The sequence below is a fragment of the Haemophilus parainfluenzae genome (assembly GCF_003252755.1).
In the GTDB taxonomy this organism is placed as follows: domain Bacteria; phylum Pseudomonadota; class Gammaproteobacteria; order Enterobacterales; family Pasteurellaceae; genus Haemophilus_D; species Haemophilus_D parainfluenzae_N.
Genome location: NZ_QEPT01000010.1, coordinates 16,178 through 33,446, shown reverse-complemented (window position 1 = coordinate 33,446; position 17,269 = coordinate 16,178). Strand labels below are relative to the sequence as shown.

At 38.9% G+C, this 17,269-nt stretch carries 17 protein-coding genes; 11 read left to right on the top strand and 6 right to left on the bottom strand.

The window, feature by feature from the left end; all coding sequences use genetic code 11:
* Positions 1-2: 2 nt before the first annotated feature.
* Together ispA and dxs are read left to right on the top strand one after the other, a co-directional pair.
* Positions 3-896: a (2E,6E)-farnesyl diphosphate synthase gene (ispA, locus tag DPV95_RS09835; RefSeq protein ID WP_049366595.1), complete on the top strand. Its 894-nt coding sequence runs from the start codon at positions 3-5 to the stop codon at positions 894-896.
* Between the two features lie 69 nt (positions 897-965).
* Complete coding sequence (dxs, locus tag DPV95_RS09830) at positions 966-2,819, top strand: 1-deoxy-D-xylulose-5-phosphate synthase (protein ID WP_049366596.1); 1,854 nt, start codon at positions 966-968, stop codon at positions 2,817-2,819.
* A 242-nt stretch (positions 2,820-3,061) separates the two neighbouring features.
* Here the strand turns inward: dxs and rplT are convergent, their stop codons facing one another.
* The 6 genes from rplT to thrS all read right to left on the bottom strand — a co-directional run bounded on the left by rplT (position 3,062) and on the right by thrS (position 8,359).
* Positions 3,062-3,415, bottom strand: coding sequence for a 50S ribosomal protein L20 (gene rplT, locus DPV95_RS09825; RefSeq protein ID WP_005596075.1), 354 nt, complete (start codon positions 3,413-3,415; stop codon positions 3,062-3,064).
* Positions 3,416-3,481: 66 nt separating this feature from the next.
* Positions 3,482-3,679: a 50S ribosomal protein L35 gene (rpmI, locus tag DPV95_RS09820; RefSeq protein ID WP_005596065.1), complete on the bottom strand. Its 198-nt coding sequence runs from the start codon at positions 3,677-3,679 to the stop codon at positions 3,482-3,484.
* Positions 3,680-3,876: 197 nt separating this feature from the next.
* On the bottom strand, positions 3,877-4,419 hold the full coding sequence (infC, locus tag DPV95_RS09815) for a translation initiation factor IF-3 (protein WP_080351268.1): 543 nt from the start codon (positions 4,417-4,419) through the stop codon (positions 3,877-3,879).
* Positions 4,420-4,564: 145 nt separating this feature from the next.
* A complete protein-coding gene (locus DPV95_RS09810) occupies positions 4,565-5,383 on the bottom strand; it encodes a D-hexose-6-phosphate mutarotase (RefSeq protein WP_049366597.1) in 819 nt (272 codons plus the stop codon).
* Between the two features lie 71 nt (positions 5,384-5,454).
* Positions 5,455-6,330: a hypothetical protein gene (locus DPV95_RS09805; RefSeq protein WP_049366598.1), complete on the bottom strand. Its 876-nt coding sequence runs from the start codon at positions 6,328-6,330 to the stop codon at positions 5,455-5,457.
* A gap of 97 nt (positions 6,331-6,427) precedes the next feature.
* Positions 6,428-8,359, bottom strand: a complete 1,932-nt coding sequence (gene thrS, locus DPV95_RS09800) for a threonine--tRNA ligase (protein ID WP_049366599.1) — start codon at positions 8,357-8,359, stop codon at positions 6,428-6,430.
* Between the two features lie 259 nt (positions 8,360-8,618).
* Here thrS and DPV95_RS09795 point away from each other — a divergent pair, with 259 nt between their 5' ends.
* From DPV95_RS09795 to trpA, 9 genes are all read left to right on the top strand, one after another.
* On the top strand, positions 8,619-9,200 hold the full coding sequence (locus DPV95_RS09795) for an FMN-dependent NADH-azoreductase (RefSeq protein ID WP_111407018.1): 582 nt from the start codon (positions 8,619-8,621) through the stop codon (positions 9,198-9,200).
* A 202-nt stretch (positions 9,201-9,402) separates the two neighbouring features.
* On the top strand, positions 9,403-10,953 hold the full coding sequence (gene trpE, locus DPV95_RS09790) for an anthranilate synthase component I (protein ID WP_111407017.1): 1,551 nt from the start codon (positions 9,403-9,405) through the stop codon (positions 10,951-10,953).
* Positions 10,954-10,965: 12 nt separating this feature from the next.
* Complete coding sequence (locus DPV95_RS09785) at positions 10,966-11,550, top strand: aminodeoxychorismate/anthranilate synthase component II (RefSeq protein ID WP_111407016.1); 585 nt, start codon at positions 10,966-10,968, stop codon at positions 11,548-11,550.
* A gap of 9 nt (positions 11,551-11,559) precedes the next feature.
* Entirely contained in the window at positions 11,560-11,946 is a 387-nt protein-coding gene (locus DPV95_RS09780) for a tautomerase family protein (RefSeq protein ID WP_005629316.1), read from the top strand.
* Between the two features lie 11 nt (positions 11,947-11,957).
* Entirely contained in the window at positions 11,958-12,959 is a 1,002-nt protein-coding gene (trpD, locus tag DPV95_RS09775) for an anthranilate phosphoribosyltransferase (RefSeq protein ID WP_111407015.1), read from the top strand.
* A 41-nt stretch (positions 12,960-13,000) separates the two neighbouring features.
* A complete protein-coding gene (trpCF, locus tag DPV95_RS09770; RefSeq protein WP_165818940.1) occupies positions 13,001-14,437 on the top strand; it encodes a bifunctional indole-3-glycerol-phosphate synthase TrpC/phosphoribosylanthranilate isomerase TrpF in 1,437 nt (478 codons plus the stop codon).
* 23 nt (positions 14,438-14,460) lie between these two features.
* Positions 14,461-15,219 carry an SDR family oxidoreductase gene (locus DPV95_RS09765; RefSeq protein ID WP_111407013.1) on the top strand — a complete coding sequence of 253 codons (759 nt, stop codon included), beginning with the start codon at positions 14,461-14,463 and terminating at the stop codon, positions 15,217-15,219.
* Between the two features lie 12 nt (positions 15,220-15,231).
* Positions 15,232-16,428, top strand: a complete 1,197-nt coding sequence (trpB, locus tag DPV95_RS09760; protein WP_049355740.1) for a tryptophan synthase subunit beta — start codon at positions 15,232-15,234, stop codon at positions 16,426-16,428.
* Positions 16,428-17,234 carry a tryptophan synthase subunit alpha gene (trpA, locus tag DPV95_RS09755; protein ID WP_049366606.1) on the top strand — a complete coding sequence of 269 codons (807 nt, stop codon included), beginning with the start codon at positions 16,428-16,430 and terminating at the stop codon, positions 17,232-17,234. The genes trpB and trpA overlap by 1 nt, the downstream gene beginning before the upstream one ends.
* Positions 17,235-17,269: the final 35 nt, after the last annotated feature.

Genomic DNA, 17,269 nt, shown 5'->3' with positions numbered 1-17,269 from the left:
CCATGAGTTATCAATTCGGCACTGAACTCAAACAAGTTCAAGATCGTATTAATCAGTTTTTAGCCAATCAATTTGAAGAAATTGACTCTTATAATGCCCCTTTACGTGATGCCATGAAATATGGTTTATTACTAGGCGGCAAACGCGTTCGCCCTTTCCTTGTCTATGCAACAGGTAAAATGCTGGGGGCAGAAACGACTGCTTTAGATTACGCGGCAGCAGCCATTGAGTCTATTCACGCTTATTCTTTAATTCATGATGATTTGCCTGCCATGGACAATGATGAACTTCGTCGTGGTCAACCAACTTGTCATATTGCTTTTGATGAAGCGACGGCCATTTTAGCTGGCGATGCGTTACAAACATTTGCCTTTGAAATTCTTACTGAAGCCCCTTCTCTTTCTACAGAACAAAAATTGCAATTAGTGAAAGTATTGGCTCAAGCATCTGGCGTACAAGGCATGTGTTTAGGGCAAAGCTTAGATTTAATTTCTGAGCATAAACAAGTTAATTTAGCTGAATTAGAACTTATCCATCGCAATAAAACTGGTGCATTGCTAACGGCGGCATTAAAACTGGGTTTTATCTGTTCTCCTCACTTTGAAAACAAGAAATTAGAGCAACAACTGGAACGTTATTCACAAACTATTGGTTTAGCTTTCCAAGTACAGGATGACATTTTAGATATTGAAGGCGACAGTGCGGAAATCGGTAAACCGGTAGGTTCTGATTTAGATTTAGATAAAAGCACTTATCCAAAACTATTAGGATTAGATGGCGCAAAACAAAAAGCGCAAGAACTCTATCAAATTGCCTTACACCAATTAGACAATTTACCTTTTGATACCACAGCACTGCGTGCATTAGCTGAATTTATTGTCAATCGTAAAAGTTAATGGTGACAGCACTTATTTTTAATTTATCAAAGTGCGGTCACTTTTTTAAATTTTAGGACTAAGGAATATATGAACAATTATCCTCTTTTATCCTTAATTAATTCGCCGGAAGATTTGCGTCTTTTAAATAAAGATCAGCTTCCGCAACTTTGTCAGGAATTGCGAAGTTATCTGTTGGAATCCGTTAGTCAAACTAGTGGCCATTTGGCATCTGGTCTTGGTACTGTTGAATTGACTGTTGCGCTACACTACATTTTTAAAACTCCTTTTGATCAATTAATTTGGGATGTGGGACATCAAGCTTACCCACACAAAATTTTGACGGGTCGTCGTGATCAAATGTCTACCATTCGCCAAAAAGGCGGTATTCATCCTTTCCCTTGGCGTGAAGAAAGTGAGTTTGATGTATTAAGTGTTGGGCACTCTTCCACTTCAATCAGTGCCGGACTGGGTATTGCTGTGGCGGCAGAACGTGAAAATGCGGGTCGTAAAACCGTTTGTGTGATTGGTGACGGTGCAATTACTGCAGGTATGGCGTTTGAAGCTTTAAACCACGCAGGTTCTTTGCATACTGACATGTTGGTTATTTTAAATGACAATGAAATGTCTATTTCTGAAAATGTGGGGGCATTAAATAATCACCTAGCCCGTATTTTCTCGGGCTCATTATATTCAACAGTTCGTGACGGCAGTAAGAAAATTTTAGATAAGGTTCCTACTGTTAAAAACTTTATGAAGAAAACTGAAGAGCACATGAAAGGTGTAATGTTCTCTCCAGAAAGTACGCTTTTTGAAGAGCTCGGTTTTAACTATATTGGACCAATTGATGGGCATAATATTGATGAATTAATTGCTACCTTAAGCAATATGCGCGATCTTAAAGGCCCACAATTCTTACACATCAAAACCAAAAAAGGGAAAGGTTACGAGCCTGCAGAAAAAGACCCTATTGGTTTCCATGGTGTGCCAAAATTTGACCCAACAAGCGGTCAACTCCCGAAATCAAATGCCAAACCAACCTATTCAAAAATCTTTGGTGATTGGTTATGTGAAATGGCAGAACAAGACGATAAATTAGTGGGCATCACACCTGCAATGCGTGAAGGTTCCGGCATGGTTGAATTTTCAGAACGATTCCCGCAACAATATTTTGATGTTGCCATCGCTGAGCAACATGCTGTCACTTTTGCTGCGGGCCTTGCAATCGGTGGTTATAAACCTGTTGTAGCAATTTATTCTACCTTCTTACAACGTGCTTACGATCAACTTATTCATGATGTCGCCATTCAAAACTTACCTGTTCTCTTTGCCATAGACCGAGCTGGTATTGTAGGAGCGGATGGTCAGACTCACCAAGGTGCGTTTGATTTAAGTTTTATGCGCTGCATTCCGAATATAATCATTATGACACCAAGTGATGAAAATGAATGCCGCCAAATGCTTTATACGGGTTATAAATGTGGTAAACCTGCTGCGGTACGTTATCCGCGTGGAAATGCAATCGGCGTAGAATTAACCCCACTTGCTGAATTAGAAATTGGTCGTTCAAAAATGGTTCGTCAAGGTGAAAAAATCGCGATTCTGAATTTTGGCACACTCTTACCTGCCGCTTTATCTGTGGCAGAAAAACTCAATGCAACTGTTGTCGATATGCGCTTTGTAAAACCAATTGATGAAGCTCGTATTCTAGAAATGGCAGATACCCATGACGTCATTGTGACATTGGAAGAAAATGCGATTCAAGGTGGCGCAGGTTCTGCTGTTTCAGAAGTGCTAAATTCTCATGGAAAAACAACCGCACTTTTACAACTTGGTTTACCTGATATCTTTATTCCGCAAGGTACACAACAAGAAGCACTTGCTGAAATTAAATTAGATGAAAAAGGGATTGAAGAGCAAATTATCGCCTTTATAAAGGGCTAAATTCGTTCATTTTGGTTTAATTTTGATATTTTAAAAAATTTTTTCAAAAATATCGAACTATTTCAAAAATACACAGTCTGATACATTGCTAGTGCACTGCATATTGCAGTTATCTTTTTGAAGTTTCTTATAATTAAGACCTCCCCGCTATTCAAGTTTTGAGTAGCGGTTTTTTCTTTTTTGGAGGTAATAAAAAAGGACGCTTTTCAGCGTCCTAATTTTTGAATCTAAACTTTAAAAAATTAAAGTGCAGATTTTGCTTTTTCAACTAATGCAGCGAACGCCACTTTGTCGAATACAGCGATATCAGCAAGGATCTTACGGTCGATTTCAACAGACGCTTTTTTCAAGCCGTTGATGAATTTGCTGTAAGATAAACCATTTTGACGAGCCGCAGCGTTGATACGTGCAATCCATAATTGACGGAATTGACGTTTACGTTGACGACGGTCACGATATGCGTATTGACCAGCTTTGATCACCGCTTGGAAAGCAACGCGATACACGCGTGAACGTGCACCATAATAACCTTTAGCAGCCTTAAGAACTTTCTTATGGCGTGCTCTTGCAATAACACCACGTTTTACACGAGCCATTATTTAATCTCCTATGTAATATTTTTAACTAATTTAACTAATCGTACGTTTTGCTTAAATAACGGCTTATGCGTATGGTAAGCAAGCTACTACTAAAACTTGGTCTGCTTTCGCAACCATTGATTTATGACGTAAATGACGTTTACGTTTAGTTGTCTTTTTAGTCAAAATATGACGTAAGTGAGATTGTTTACGTTTGAAACCGCCTGAAGCTGTTTTTTTGAAACGCTTAGCAGCACCACGTACTGTTTTAATTTTAGGCATTGTTAAAAAACTCCGCATTTTAAGTTAAACACATAATTAGGCGAATCCGAAGATTACTTGTAGGCACTAATTATTCCAATATGGCAAATTGAATTGCCCTTCTCCAAAAGCAATTAGGCTGCGTAGTTTGCCCAATATGCAGTTGTATTCTCACCGAAGTGAAAATTCGATTATCTAGATTAGATCTAAATAAAAAATTATTTTTTCTTAGGTGCTAACACCATTACCGCTTGGCGACCTTCTAATTTACCCGGTGCAGATTCCACTACTGAAATGTCAGCCAAATCGTTTTTAACGCGTTCTAATACGTCTAAACCGATATCTTGGTGAGCCATTTCACGACCACGGAAACGTACAGTAATTTTCGCTTTATCGCCATCTTCTAAGAAACGGATTAAGCTACGTAATTTAACTTGGTAGTCACCTTCGTCAGTACCTGGACGGAATTTAATTTCCTTCACTTGTACGACTTTTTGTTTTTTCTTCTGTTCTTTTGCGGTTTTGCTCTTTTCATAGAGGAACTTGCCGTAGTTCATAATACGACAAACCGGTGGTTCGGCATTCGGACTGATCTCAACTAAATCAAGCGCTGCTTGTTCTGCCATATCTAAGGCCTGTTGGATTGATACAATCCCCGCTTGTTCACCATCTTGGTCAATCAAACGAACTTCTTTTACTCGAATTTCATCGTTAATGCGATTCGGGCGGTTAGCTGCCGGAGCTTTTTTTACGGTTTTGATAATGTTATTCCTTCTATTTATTTAAGATAAAACCCACTGCATTTAAAACAGAAGATTTCTTCAATCATTTGCTATAAAAACAAACAAAAAACGGGCAAAATTTTATAGTATTTGCCACGTTTATGCAACAAGGATTTCTATTCCTTTAAATATCAGCGGGTAAAGCAGTTATTTCAGCTGAAATACTCTCTCCAAATTGAAGTAGTTTTTCTAATCTTGCGGTTTCAATACATACCATTGTTCTATACCCTTCTGGTTGCATCGCACTTGGTGTTTTTTCCCAAGGATTCCATAGCACAATTGAATCTGCATGATGGTGTGTAATTTGAATATGTCGATTAAACACTTTATCCACCAACAATGTTTTATCTTTCTCTAACGTATAAATACAATCCACACCTTGTTCTATTCTGCGTGTTGAAGGAACATCAGTATGTTTACCTTGTAATGAGTCATAACAACGACTTGGTAAATTTTGGACTTCAATTTGTGAAATATCACCAATATTAAAATAACTGTGTAATGCCGCTTGAGCTGGTTCTTGCCCTAAATGCGTTAAAGTCATTGTGCATTTATCGGTAAATTCCATTTTCATTTTGGCTTCAATCACACCATATTCAGAAAAGAGCGAAAATTCTAACCGCACTTTATTCGCTTGGAGATCATAATCACTTAATTGCCACAAACGTAAACGCGCTGTACCGTGTGAAGGCTGTTTAACACCTCCAAACCAAGGGTAACAAAGTGGTACACCGCCTCGAATAGCGACACCTTTCGTAAAAGGTTCGATATCACTTAACCAAAAGATATCCTGCTCTGCCCCTTTAGGTTGCCAATTTAATAATTGCGCCCCTTGTAATGCAATTCGAGCCGATCCTACTGGGTGATTTAAGATTAAAACAGGAATTTCATTGATATATTCTAAAGTTAATTCTGGTGTTAATTGTTGAGTTTGAGCTGCCATATTCGCCTCCTTGTGATAAGGCTATTATATAGAAGAAAAATGAATTTGAGTTTGTTAATAGACTTTTACGTTTATTTTAAAGAAGGTCTAATAAACTCTCGTTCTAACTGTATGGACTCTGCTAGATTTCTCTTACTAATTTTTCTAATGATTTCGGATACTAAAAATTGTGATTTAATTGCTATATTTACCAATTCTTGTTTACTAAGATTCTGAGGCTTATATCTTGAATCGACATATTTAGGTAATGAATAATATATTTCAAAAAAATCATCATTTTCATCTATTATCTTGTAGGAAATTAGATTTTCTTTAATCATCTTCCTACAATGCCCTAAGGATTTTATATAGTTAGCATCACAACCTAAGTACATTAAACTAGATTTAGCAGCTAACTCTACCGAAAGTAGTGATGATTGAATTGCATTAGCAAGATTAATATTCTCCGATAAAGCAAATGCTGCAGACATAGTTGAAGACAAAATCATTTCTAACCAATACACCAGGATTTCATTAGATTCTTTTTCTTTAAGAATATCATCTATGCCAAAGGCTATATCATATAAATCGCAAATGGAATATATCGCTTTTTTATATTGTTCAAAATAGACATTATGCATTAATGCTAACTCAGAAGGATCAATATCAACAAAATCAAATAGGTTAATCCCTGTCATTCCATAGATAACCGGTATTCTAGTTATATATATTTGATCTCTAAAAGCAATACCACCAATTAACAAATTAGGAATACTAAATTTTTGTCGAGGATAAAGTTTCTGATATATATCTTCCACTTGTTTATAGAAACTGGATATATCTCCTTGAATCTTATTTAAACGCATCCACTCTAATGTGGTCTGGAAAGGTCTCTGATGAATTAAAACATTTTGAGAAATTAATTGATCATCAATTTTTCGAATATCATCTATGGAAATTACTGTCATCTCTAATTACCAATCCTATGATAAAAATTACTACTCGCAATCTTATAAAATATAAAAAAATCGGCACACTTTTTAGTGTACCGATTTTATAGATTAATTACTCTTCACCCAACAATTTCAACTCACGTTGTCTTACTTGGGATTTTAAGATTTCAGCAAACTCTTCAATCGTGAAAGTACCTAAATCTGCACCTTTACGGGTACGTACAGCCACTTTGCCTTCTGCGATTTCTTTATCACCGCAAACAAGCATATAAGGCACGCGACGTAAGGTGTGTTCGCGGATCTTAAAGCCGACTTTTTCATTACGTAAATCAGCTTTAACGCGTAATCCGGCATCAGAAAGTTGTTTCACCACTTTTTGAACGTAGTCTGCTTGGCTATCTGTAATGTTCATGACAATCGCTTGAACTGGCGCTAACCATGCAGGGAAGAAACCTGCATATTCTTCGGTGATGATACCAATGAAACGTTCGATAGAACCTAAAATCGCACGGTGAATCATAACTGGTGTACGGCGGTCATTATCTTCTGCAACATAAGATGCATTTAAACGACCAGGTAATGCGAAGTCTAATTGAATAGTACCACATTGCCATTCACGATCTAAGCAGTCACGTAGTGCAAACTCAATTTTCGGACCATAGAATGCACCTTCACCCTCTTGGATTTCATATTCAAGACCGTTATGCGCTAATGCTGCCGCAAGACCTGCTTCTGCACGATCCCACATATCATCAGCACCGATCCGTTTTTCAGGACGAGTAGATAATTTCACCTGAATATTTTGGAAACCGAACGTGCTGTAAATGTCGTAAACCATTTTGATACAGCTGGTTACTTCACTTTCAATTTGGTCTTCAGTACAGAAAATGTGTGCATCATCTTGAGTGAAGCCACGTACACGCATTAAACCGTGTAAAGAACCGGAAGGCTCATTACGGTGGCAAGAACCGAATTCCGCCATACGAATTGGTAAATCACGATAAGATTTTAAACCTTGGTTAAAGATTTGAACGTGTCCTGGGCAGTTCATTGGTTTAATCGCATATTCACGGTTTTCTGATTGTGTAGTAAACATCAAATCGCCGTAGTTTTGCCAGTGACCTGTTTTTTCCCATAACACGCGGTCCATCATGAACGGACCTTTCACTTCTTGATAATCGTATTCTTTTAACTTAGTACGTACGAAGGTTTCCAATTCACGGAAAATTGTCCAACCATCGTTATGCCAAAACACCATACCCGGAGCTTCTTCTTGCATATGATATAAATCTAACGCTTTACCAATTTTACGGTGGTCACGTTTTGCCGCTTCTTCTAAGCGAGTTAAGTATTCTGCTAATTGTTTTTTATCTGCCCAAGCCGTACCATAGATACGTTGTAACATTTTATTTTTGCTATCACCACGCCAGTACGCACCTGCCACTTTCATTAATTTGAAGTGTTGACAGAAACGCATATTCGGCACATGTGGCCCACGACACATATCAATGTATTCTTCGTGATGATAAAGCGCAGGCGTTGCGGTACGTTCGATATTTTCATCTAAGATAGCCATTTTGTATGGCTCGCCGCGTTTTTCAAAAGTATCTCTTGCTTCTTGCCAGCTTACCGGAGTTTTGATGACGTCATAATTGGTTTTCGCCAATTCAAGCATACGTTTTTCGATAGCATCAATGTCTTCTTGCGTTAAAGAACGGTCTAAATCCACGTCATAATAGAAGCCATTTTCAATCGTTGGACCGATTGCCATTTTGACATCTGGGAATAATTGTTTGATTGCGTGACCTAGCAAGTGTGCGCAAGAGTGACGAATAATTTCTAAACCGTCTTCATCTTTTGCTGTAATAATTTCAAGGTTAGCATCTTCATTGATGATGTCACAGGCATCACGACGTTCGCCGTTTACACGGCCAGCGATGGTTGCTTTGGCAAGACCGGCTCCGATATTTTGAGCCACTTCTAACACAGAAACTGGACGATCAAATTCACGTTTAGAACCGTCCGGCAAAGTAATAATAGGCATAATTTTTCCTTATACAGTGGTCGCCCATACGAAAGGCAACATGCAATAATGATTAAAAACAAACCGCACTTTCATTCACTCCCACTATCGAGCAAACCAAGTGCGGCGGAGAATTTTAACACTTTCCACCACGCTTGTTAATATCTCGCTGAATTCTTTCCAATGAGTAAATAATGATTTTCCTGATAGCGACTTTATCTATTCAAAATTTGCGATAAAATGACCGCACTTTTGATAAACACAAATTAAAGGAAACTCTATGAACGTATTAGTATTAAAATCAAGCATCCTTGCAGATAACTCTCAAAGTAATAAATTAGCCGATTACACCATTGAAAAATTAAAAGACCACAACATTGTGGTACGTGATTTAGCGGCGCAACCCCTTCCCCATTTTGATGCAACGGCGGCAACTGCGGTACGTGGCGAGCCTAAAACAACGGAAGAAAATGCACTTTTAGCGCTATCAGATGAATTAGTTGCTGAATTAAAGGCTGCGGATATCATTGTAATTGGTGCACCTATGTATAACTTAGGCATCCCAACACAACTTAAATCTTATTTTGATTTTATCGCTCGTCCTCGTGTGACTTTCCAATACACCGCAAATGGCCCTGAAGGTTTACTTAAAGGTAAAAAAGCGATTGTATTAGCAAGTTTTGGTGGCATGTATGATGAAAACAACAATGTGACAAATTACTTAAAAGCCATTTTAGGTTTTGTTGGTATTACCGATGTTCAGTTTGCTTATGCAAAAGGTATTGGATTAGGTGCAGAGGCAATTGAAAAAGCACAACGTTCAGCAAGAAATAAAATTGATGAGATCGTTGCTTCTCTCTAATCACTGGAGCTACTTCTTCTATTAAGCCATTTTGAGATATGCCTCGAAATGGCTTTTTTCTAATCAATGTCCTCTATTTTTAATATCTTTGGTTAAAAATTAAAAAAATATTGTAAAATCACGCCAATTTTTTGATTATTTTCTTGACTTATGCATTATGCACTAGTTTAATAGTGCAAAAGTTCAAAATACAGGATTGATTATGAAAAATACCCCTTTTATTGCGGTGACCTCTCAACCGGTTCCCTATCATGCCGACACCACCGCAATTTTTAATACACTATGTCAACAGAACTCAAATTCTCTTCTACTCGACTCTGCCGAAATTGGCAGTAAAAATAGCTTACAGAGCCTTATTCTAATTAATGCTGCCGTTAAAATTACTTGTTTAGGCAATCAGGTGACCTTTAGAGCACTGAATGCGAACGGCAAACAAGTATTAAACGAAATTCATCCTGTATTAAGCCAACTCGGTACCGTAAGTGCGATTAATTTTGAAAATGAATTTTCTGTACAATTCGCGCCGCTCGACAATCAATTAGATGAAGACAGCAAATTACAAGCTGCAACCATTTTTGATGGACTTCGTGTAATTTCTAACCATTATCAACATAGCAGCACACCTGTCTTTTTAGGTGGTTTATTTGCTTATGATTTGGTGGCAAATTTTATTCCAATGCAAGGTGTTGCATTAAAAGATGATGGCATTAACTGCCCTGATTACAGTTTCTATCTGGCAGAAAATTTAATCACCATCGATCACCAAAGCCAACAAGCCACATTAAAAAGCTTTTGTTTTAGTCAAGAAGAACAAGTGGAAGTCGCGAAAACGGCACTTTCTATTACTCAAAAATTAAAAAATATTGATGGCGTATTTTCCATTAAAGCAGCAAGTGATGAGGTCAACACCAACTTTGAAGATCCTGAATTCATCGGCATTGTCAAAGCATTAAAACATCATATTAATATTGGTGATGTGTTCCAAATCGTGCCATCCCGCCGTTTTTCATTGGCTTGCCCGAATACCCTTGCGAGCTATGCACAATTAAAACATAACAATCCAAGCCCTTATATGTTCTACATGAATGATGAGGATTTCATTTTATTCGGTGCATCACCAGAAAGTGCGTTGAAATATGCACCGGATAATCGTCAATTAGAAATTTACCCAATTGCAGGTTCTCGCCCGCGTGGTTTTGATGCCCATGGCAATATTGACCCTGAATTGGATGCGCGTTTGGAATTAGAATTACGTCTTGATCATAAAGAGCAAGCCGAACATTTAATGTTAGTGGATTTAGCCCGTAATGATATTGCTCGCGTGTGCCAAAGTGGTACACGTAAAGTCGCCGAATTAATGCAAGTGGATCGCTATTCTCACATCATGCATTTGGTTTCTCGCGTAGTGGGTAAACTTCGTCCTGAACTTGATGCCTTACATGCTTATCAAGCTTGCATGAATATGGGGACATTAACTGGTGCGCCTAAAATCAAAGCGATGCAGTTAATCTATCAATTTGAACAGCAAAAACGTCACAGCTACGGCGGTGCGGTCGGCTATCTCACCTCTGATGGTCATTTTGATACCTGTATCGTGATTCGTTCTGCTTTTGTACAAAATGGCATTGCCCATATTCAAGCGGGTTGTGGTGAAGTGTTGGATTCTGATCCACAAATGGAAGCGGATGAAACTCGCCATAAAGCGGCTGCAGTGCTTAAAGCAATCAAACAAATCAATACCCAAGCAAAATAAGGACGATAAATTATGGCTAATATTCTCTTTTTAGATAATTTTGATTCATTCACTTATAACTTAGTGGATCAATTCCGTGTGCTTGGGCATAACGTAAAAATTTATCGTAATGACACCAATTTAGAGCAAGTGGTACAAGAGGCATTAAATACACCGGATACGATTCTTGCACTCTCTCCAGGACCAGGTACTCCGGCAGAAGCAGGCATCTTGCTCCCACTTATTGAACGTTTAAAAAATGATGTGCCAATTATCGGGATTTGCTTAGGCCATCAAGCGCTTATTCAAGCCTTTGGTGGAGAGGTTGTACATGCAGGCGAAGTATTACATGGTAAAGTATCGCGCATTCAACATGATAACCAAGCCATGTTTAAAGATATTGCCAACCCAATGCCTGTGGCGCGTTATCACTCTTTAATGGGTAAAAACCTGCCTGACGAATTTATTGTCAATGCTGATTACAATGGGATCGTGATGGCAATTCGTCATAAAACCTTGCCAATTTGTGCTTTCCAATTCCACCCAGAAAGCATCCTTACTGTGCAAGGTTCCAAATTATTACAACAATCTGTGGAATGGGTATTAAACAGAGATTAAGGAAGAAAAATGATTACCGTATATGGATTAAAAGAAGTGCTTGCACCTCGTCGTCAAGATATTGCTGAAGTAATTTATAACTGTTTAAACCTTGGTTTAGACATTCCTCGCGGAAAACATGCAATTCGTTTTTTATGTTTAGATAAAGAAGATTTCCTTTATCCTATCGATCGTAACGATGATTATACCGTTATTGAAATTAACCTCATGCAAGGTCGTATGGAAGGTACAAAAAAACGTTTAATCAAAATGCTCTTCAGCGAACTCGAATACAAAATTGGTATTAAATCTCATAACGTTGAAATTACGATTAAAGAACAACCAGCGCACTGCTGGGGCTTCCGTGGTATGACTGGCGATGAAGCGCGCGATTTAGATTACGATATTTACGTATAAGGGACGAGATTATGCAAACGGCTCAATTATTAGAACAACTTTACAGCGGAAAAACACTTAATAAAGAAGAAAGTGCGGTCATTTTTAATGCTATTATGCAAGGCGAACTGAATAACGAACAAATCGCTGCCATGCTGATTGCGTTAAAAGTACGTGGCGCCACTATTGATGAATTAAGTGGTGCGGTATCTGCGTCTTTGCAAAATGCCAAATCATTCCCTCGTCCTGACTACCCTTTTGCCGATATTGTGGGCACTGGCGGTGATGGTCAAAACACAATTAATATTTCTACTGCCAGTGCCATTGTTGCAGCCTCTATGGGTGCCAAAGTAGCCAAACACGGTAATCGTAGCGTATCAAGTAAATCCGGTGCCAGTGATGTATTAACCGCACTCGGTGTAAATGTGAATGCCACGCCAGAACAAGCGCGTCAAGCGCTTGACGATATTGGCGTATGTTTCTTATTTGCTCAACAATATCACAGTGGGTTTAAACATGTGGCCCCTGTTCGTGCGGCATTAAAAACACGTACGCTTTTTAATATTTTAGGTCCATTAATTAACCCTGCTCGCCCAACTTATCATTTGCTTGGCGTGTATGCCCCTGAATTAGTGAAAACATATGCTGAAACCGCTGTCGCATTAGGTCATCAACATACTTTTGTGGTTCATGGTGCCGGTCTAGATGAAGTCGCCGTACATGGTGAAACGCAAGTGGCAGAAATTAAAAACGGCAAAATTGACTACTTCACCTTAACACCAGAAGATTTTGGTTTAAAAACACAATCTTTAGAAAGTTTACGTGGTGGCGAACCGCAAGAAAATGCCCAATATCTGACCGCTCTTTTACAAGGTAAAGGCAAAGCTGAACATGCTAATGCGGTAGCGGCGAATGTGGCATTATTGCTGAAATTATTTGGTCATGATGACTTAAAAGAAAATGTTCAAAATGTGTTAGCTCACCTTGCATCAGGCAAAGCGTTTGAGACATTACAACATTTAACAAAATATTAAGATAAAGGCTGATTTGATAAGCCACAATAAGAAGAAAGATTATGATCACGCAAGATTTCACTAAACCAATTGACTCTGCGACGGTGCTGCAAAAAATCGTCTTAGACAAAGCACAATGGGTTAAAGCAAAGGAAGCCGAATTTCCGCTTTCACAATTTAAAGAAAACATTCAAAAATCTGACCGCTCTTTTTATGATGCATTGGCTAAAGGTACGCATCAAAAGCCCGCTTATATTTTGGAATGTAAGAAAGCGTCCCCTTCTAAAGGATTAATTCGTGATGAATTTAATTTAGGCGAAATCGCCAATGTGTATAAACATTATGCGTCAGCTGTTTCTGTACTAACGGATGAAAAATACTTTCAAGGTAAATTTGACTATTTGCCACAAGTACGTGACGTTGTCTCACAACCTGTATTGTGCAAAGATTTTATGATCAGCAAATATCAGGTTTATCTTGCGCGCTACTATCAAGCTGATGCTATTTTATTGATGCTTTCGGTAGTAAATGACGAAACCTATCGCGTACTGTCTGATCTGGCGCATTCTCTCGGTATGGGCGTATTGACGGAAACCAGCAACGAAGAAGAGTTTGAGCGCGCCCTTGCTTTAGGTGCAAAAATTATCGGGGTTAACAATCGTAATCTTCACGATCTCACTGTTGATTTAAACCGCGTGGTAGAACTCACACAAAAATATGCCGATCGCATTCCTAGTGATGCACGTATTATCAGCGAATCGGGTATTTATAATCACAGCCAAATTCGTGATTTGCAAAAAGTGGCACATGGCTTTTTAATCGGCAGCAGCCTAATGGGCAGTGCAGATTTAAATAATGCTGTGCGTGAAGTGATTTTTGGCGAAAATAAAGTATGCGGTTTAACTCGCACACAAGATGTCAAAGAGGTTTACGCAAACGGAGCATTATACGGCGGCTTAATTTTCGTCGAACATTCAAAACGCTGTGTGAGCCTACGTCAAGCTCAAGAATTAGTGACAGCATCACCACTTCGTTTTGTGGGCGTATTCCAGAATCAAGAAATTGATTTTATTGTAAAAATCGCTAAACAATTGCAGCTTTATGCCGTTCAGCTACACGGTTCAGAAACCGCTGAATTTATTACCGCACTTCGTCACCAACTGCCCGAGGAAACTCAAATTTGGAAAGCCATTTCAGTCGATACTGAGACACAAAGTGCGGTTGATTTTACTGATGATTTAAATATTGCTCGCTATATTTTCGATAGCCAAACAGTAAACCAACAAGGCGGTACAGGAAAAACCTTTAATTGGTCAGTCATTCCTGAAAACTTGAAACACAAAATTATTTTGGCTGGTGGCATTTCGCCTGACAATATTGAACAAGCCATTAAGCAAGGTTGCCTAGGGGTTGATCTCAATTCTGGTGTAGAAACTGCCGCAGGCGTAAAAGACAGCGAAAAAGTGCGGTCAGTTTTTAAGACGATTTTGTCAAATTAATCTGATTGCTAAGGGGAAGCATTATGCAAAGAACAGCGTTAGTAACCGGCGCAACTGCCGGATTTGGTGCGGCAATTTGTCGCACACTTATTGAAAATGGTTATCGTGTAATTGGCACAGGGCGCCGCGTAGCTCGTTTAGAACAATTACAACAAGAATTAGATGAGAACTTCCATTTTCTTGCCTTTGATATTTCAGATCGCCAAGCAACAGAAGATGCTTTCCATTCCCTTCCCGCTAATTGGCAATCCATTGATTTATTGGTGAATAATGCAGGTTTAGGATTAGGTTTAGAAAGTGCAGATAAAGCGAGTTTAGACGATTGGATGCAAATGATTAATACCAATATTAAAGGACTCGTCACCATCACTCGTCTTGTGTTACCACAAATGGTTGAACGCAATTCAGGTCATATTATTAATTTAGGCTCAATTGCAGGGACTTATCCTTATCCAGGTGGCAATGTATACGGTGGCACTAAAGCTTTTATCAAACAATTTAGTTTAAATCTTCGAGCCGATCTTGCTGGTACACAAATTCGTGTGTCCAATGTTGAACCCGGTCTTTGTGGTGGAACTGAATTTTCTAATATCCGCTTTAAAGGTGATGATGCCCGAGCTAAAAAACTCTATGAAAATGTAGAATATGTCAGCCCACAAGATATTGCTAATATTGTTTTATGGCTCAATCAACAACCTGAACATGTCAATATTAATCGCATTGAAGTGATGCCTACTGCACAAACCTTTGCACCACTTAATGTCGCAAGAATTCAAAAATAACAAGGAAATATTATGTCAGAAACCCTTTTAAATCCTTATTTCGGTGAATTTGGCGGAATGTATGTACCGGAAATTCTCGTACCGGTACTACAACAGCTAGAAAAAGCCTTTGTTGAAGCAAAAGACGATCCTGAATTCCAACGTGAATTTCAAGATTTACTTAAAAATTATGCGGGCAGACCAACCGCACTTACCCTTTGCCGTAATTTAACCAAAGGCACAAAAGCAAAAATTTATTTGAAACGTGAAGATTTACTTCATGGTGGTGCCCATAAAACCAATCAAGTATTGGGTCAAATTTTATTAGCGAAACGTATGGGTAAAACGCGCATTATCGCCGAAACCGGTGCCGGCCAACATGGCGTGGCAACTGCTCTTGCTTGTGCAATGTTAGATATGCCTTGCCGTGTTTATATGGGCGCGAAAGATGTGGAACGTCAATCCCCTAACGTATTCCGCATGCGTTTAATGGGCGCAGAGGTGATTCCTGTACAAAAAGGTTCTTGCTCATTGAAAGATGCATGCTGTGAAGCAATGCGTGATTGGTCAGCCAACTATGAAAACACCCATTATTTATTGGGTACTGCGGCAGGTCCTCATCCATTCCCAACCATTGTACGTGAATTCCAAAAAATGATTGGTGAAGAAACTAAACGTCAAATTTTAGAAAAAGAAGGCCGTTTACCGGATGCTGTCATCGCTGCTGTCGGTGGTGGCTCGAATGCGATTGGAATGTTTACTGATTTTATTGATGAAAAAGGCGTACGCTTAATTGGTGTGGAACCTGCAGGTCATGGCATCGAAAGTGGTGAACATGGAGCACCATTAGGCCATGCAAAAGTGGGTATTTATTTCGGTATGAAATCACCTTTAATGCAAACTGAAGATGGCCAAGTGGAAGAATCCTACTCCATTTCTGCGGGATTAGACTTCCCTTCTGTAGGACCTCAACATGCTTACTTACAAAGCATTGGTCGTGCTGAATACCCAAGCATTACAGATGATGAAGCGTTAAACGCTTTCCAAGCATTAGCAAAACATGAAGGGATTATTCCTGCATTGGAAAGTTCTCATGCATTAGCGCACGCACTAAAAATGATTCATCAAGAACCGAATAAAGAACAAATTTTAGTGGTGAATCTCTCTGGTCGTGGTGATAAAGATATTTTTACCGTTGATAAAGTTTTAAAAGAAAAAGGAATGCAATAATGAGCCGTTTTGAAACTAAATTTGCAGAACTTGCAGCGAAAAAAGAAGGGGCTTTTGTACCTTTCGTTACATTATGCGATCCAACATTTGATCGCTCTTTTGAGATTATTTGCACGTTAGTCGAAAATGGCGCAGATGCGTTGGAATTAGGTTTTCCATTTTCTGATCCACTATTAGACGGTCCCGTTATCCAGGCAGCTAATAACCGTGCACTCAATGCTGGCCATAGCACTGAAGACAGCTTTAAATTACTCGCTAAAGTGCGGTCAAAATATCCAGAAATTCCGATTAGCTTACTCCTTTGTGCGAATTTAATTTTTGCGAAAGGCTTAGATAATTTCTATCAACGCTGTGCAGAAGTCGGCGTGGATGCGGTTTTAGTGGCAGATATTCCACTATTAGCAAAAGAAGACTATGTTCAAGCTGCTAAAAAGCATGGCATTCAACCTGTCTTTATTTGCCCACCAAATGCAGATGCCAAAACAGTACAAGGCGTTGCTGAAAACAGCGAAGGCTATACTTATTTAGTTTCTCGTGCAGGTGTAACAAGTGCAGAGAATCAAGCTCATGCCGCAAACTTAGATACACTTGTAGAACAACTCAAAGCCCACAAAGCTCCACCAATTCTACAAGGTTTTGGTATTGCTCAACCTGCTCAAGTAAAAGAAGCCCTTCAACTAGGGGCAGCAGGTGCAATTTCAGGTTCTGCAACTGTAAAAATTATTGAGCGAAATTTAGATAATCAGGCTCAGTGCTTATCTGAACTTGCCGAATTTGTTCGTAATATGAAAGCGGCAACAAAATAATAAATAAAAAAGTGCGGTTAATTTTAACCGCACTT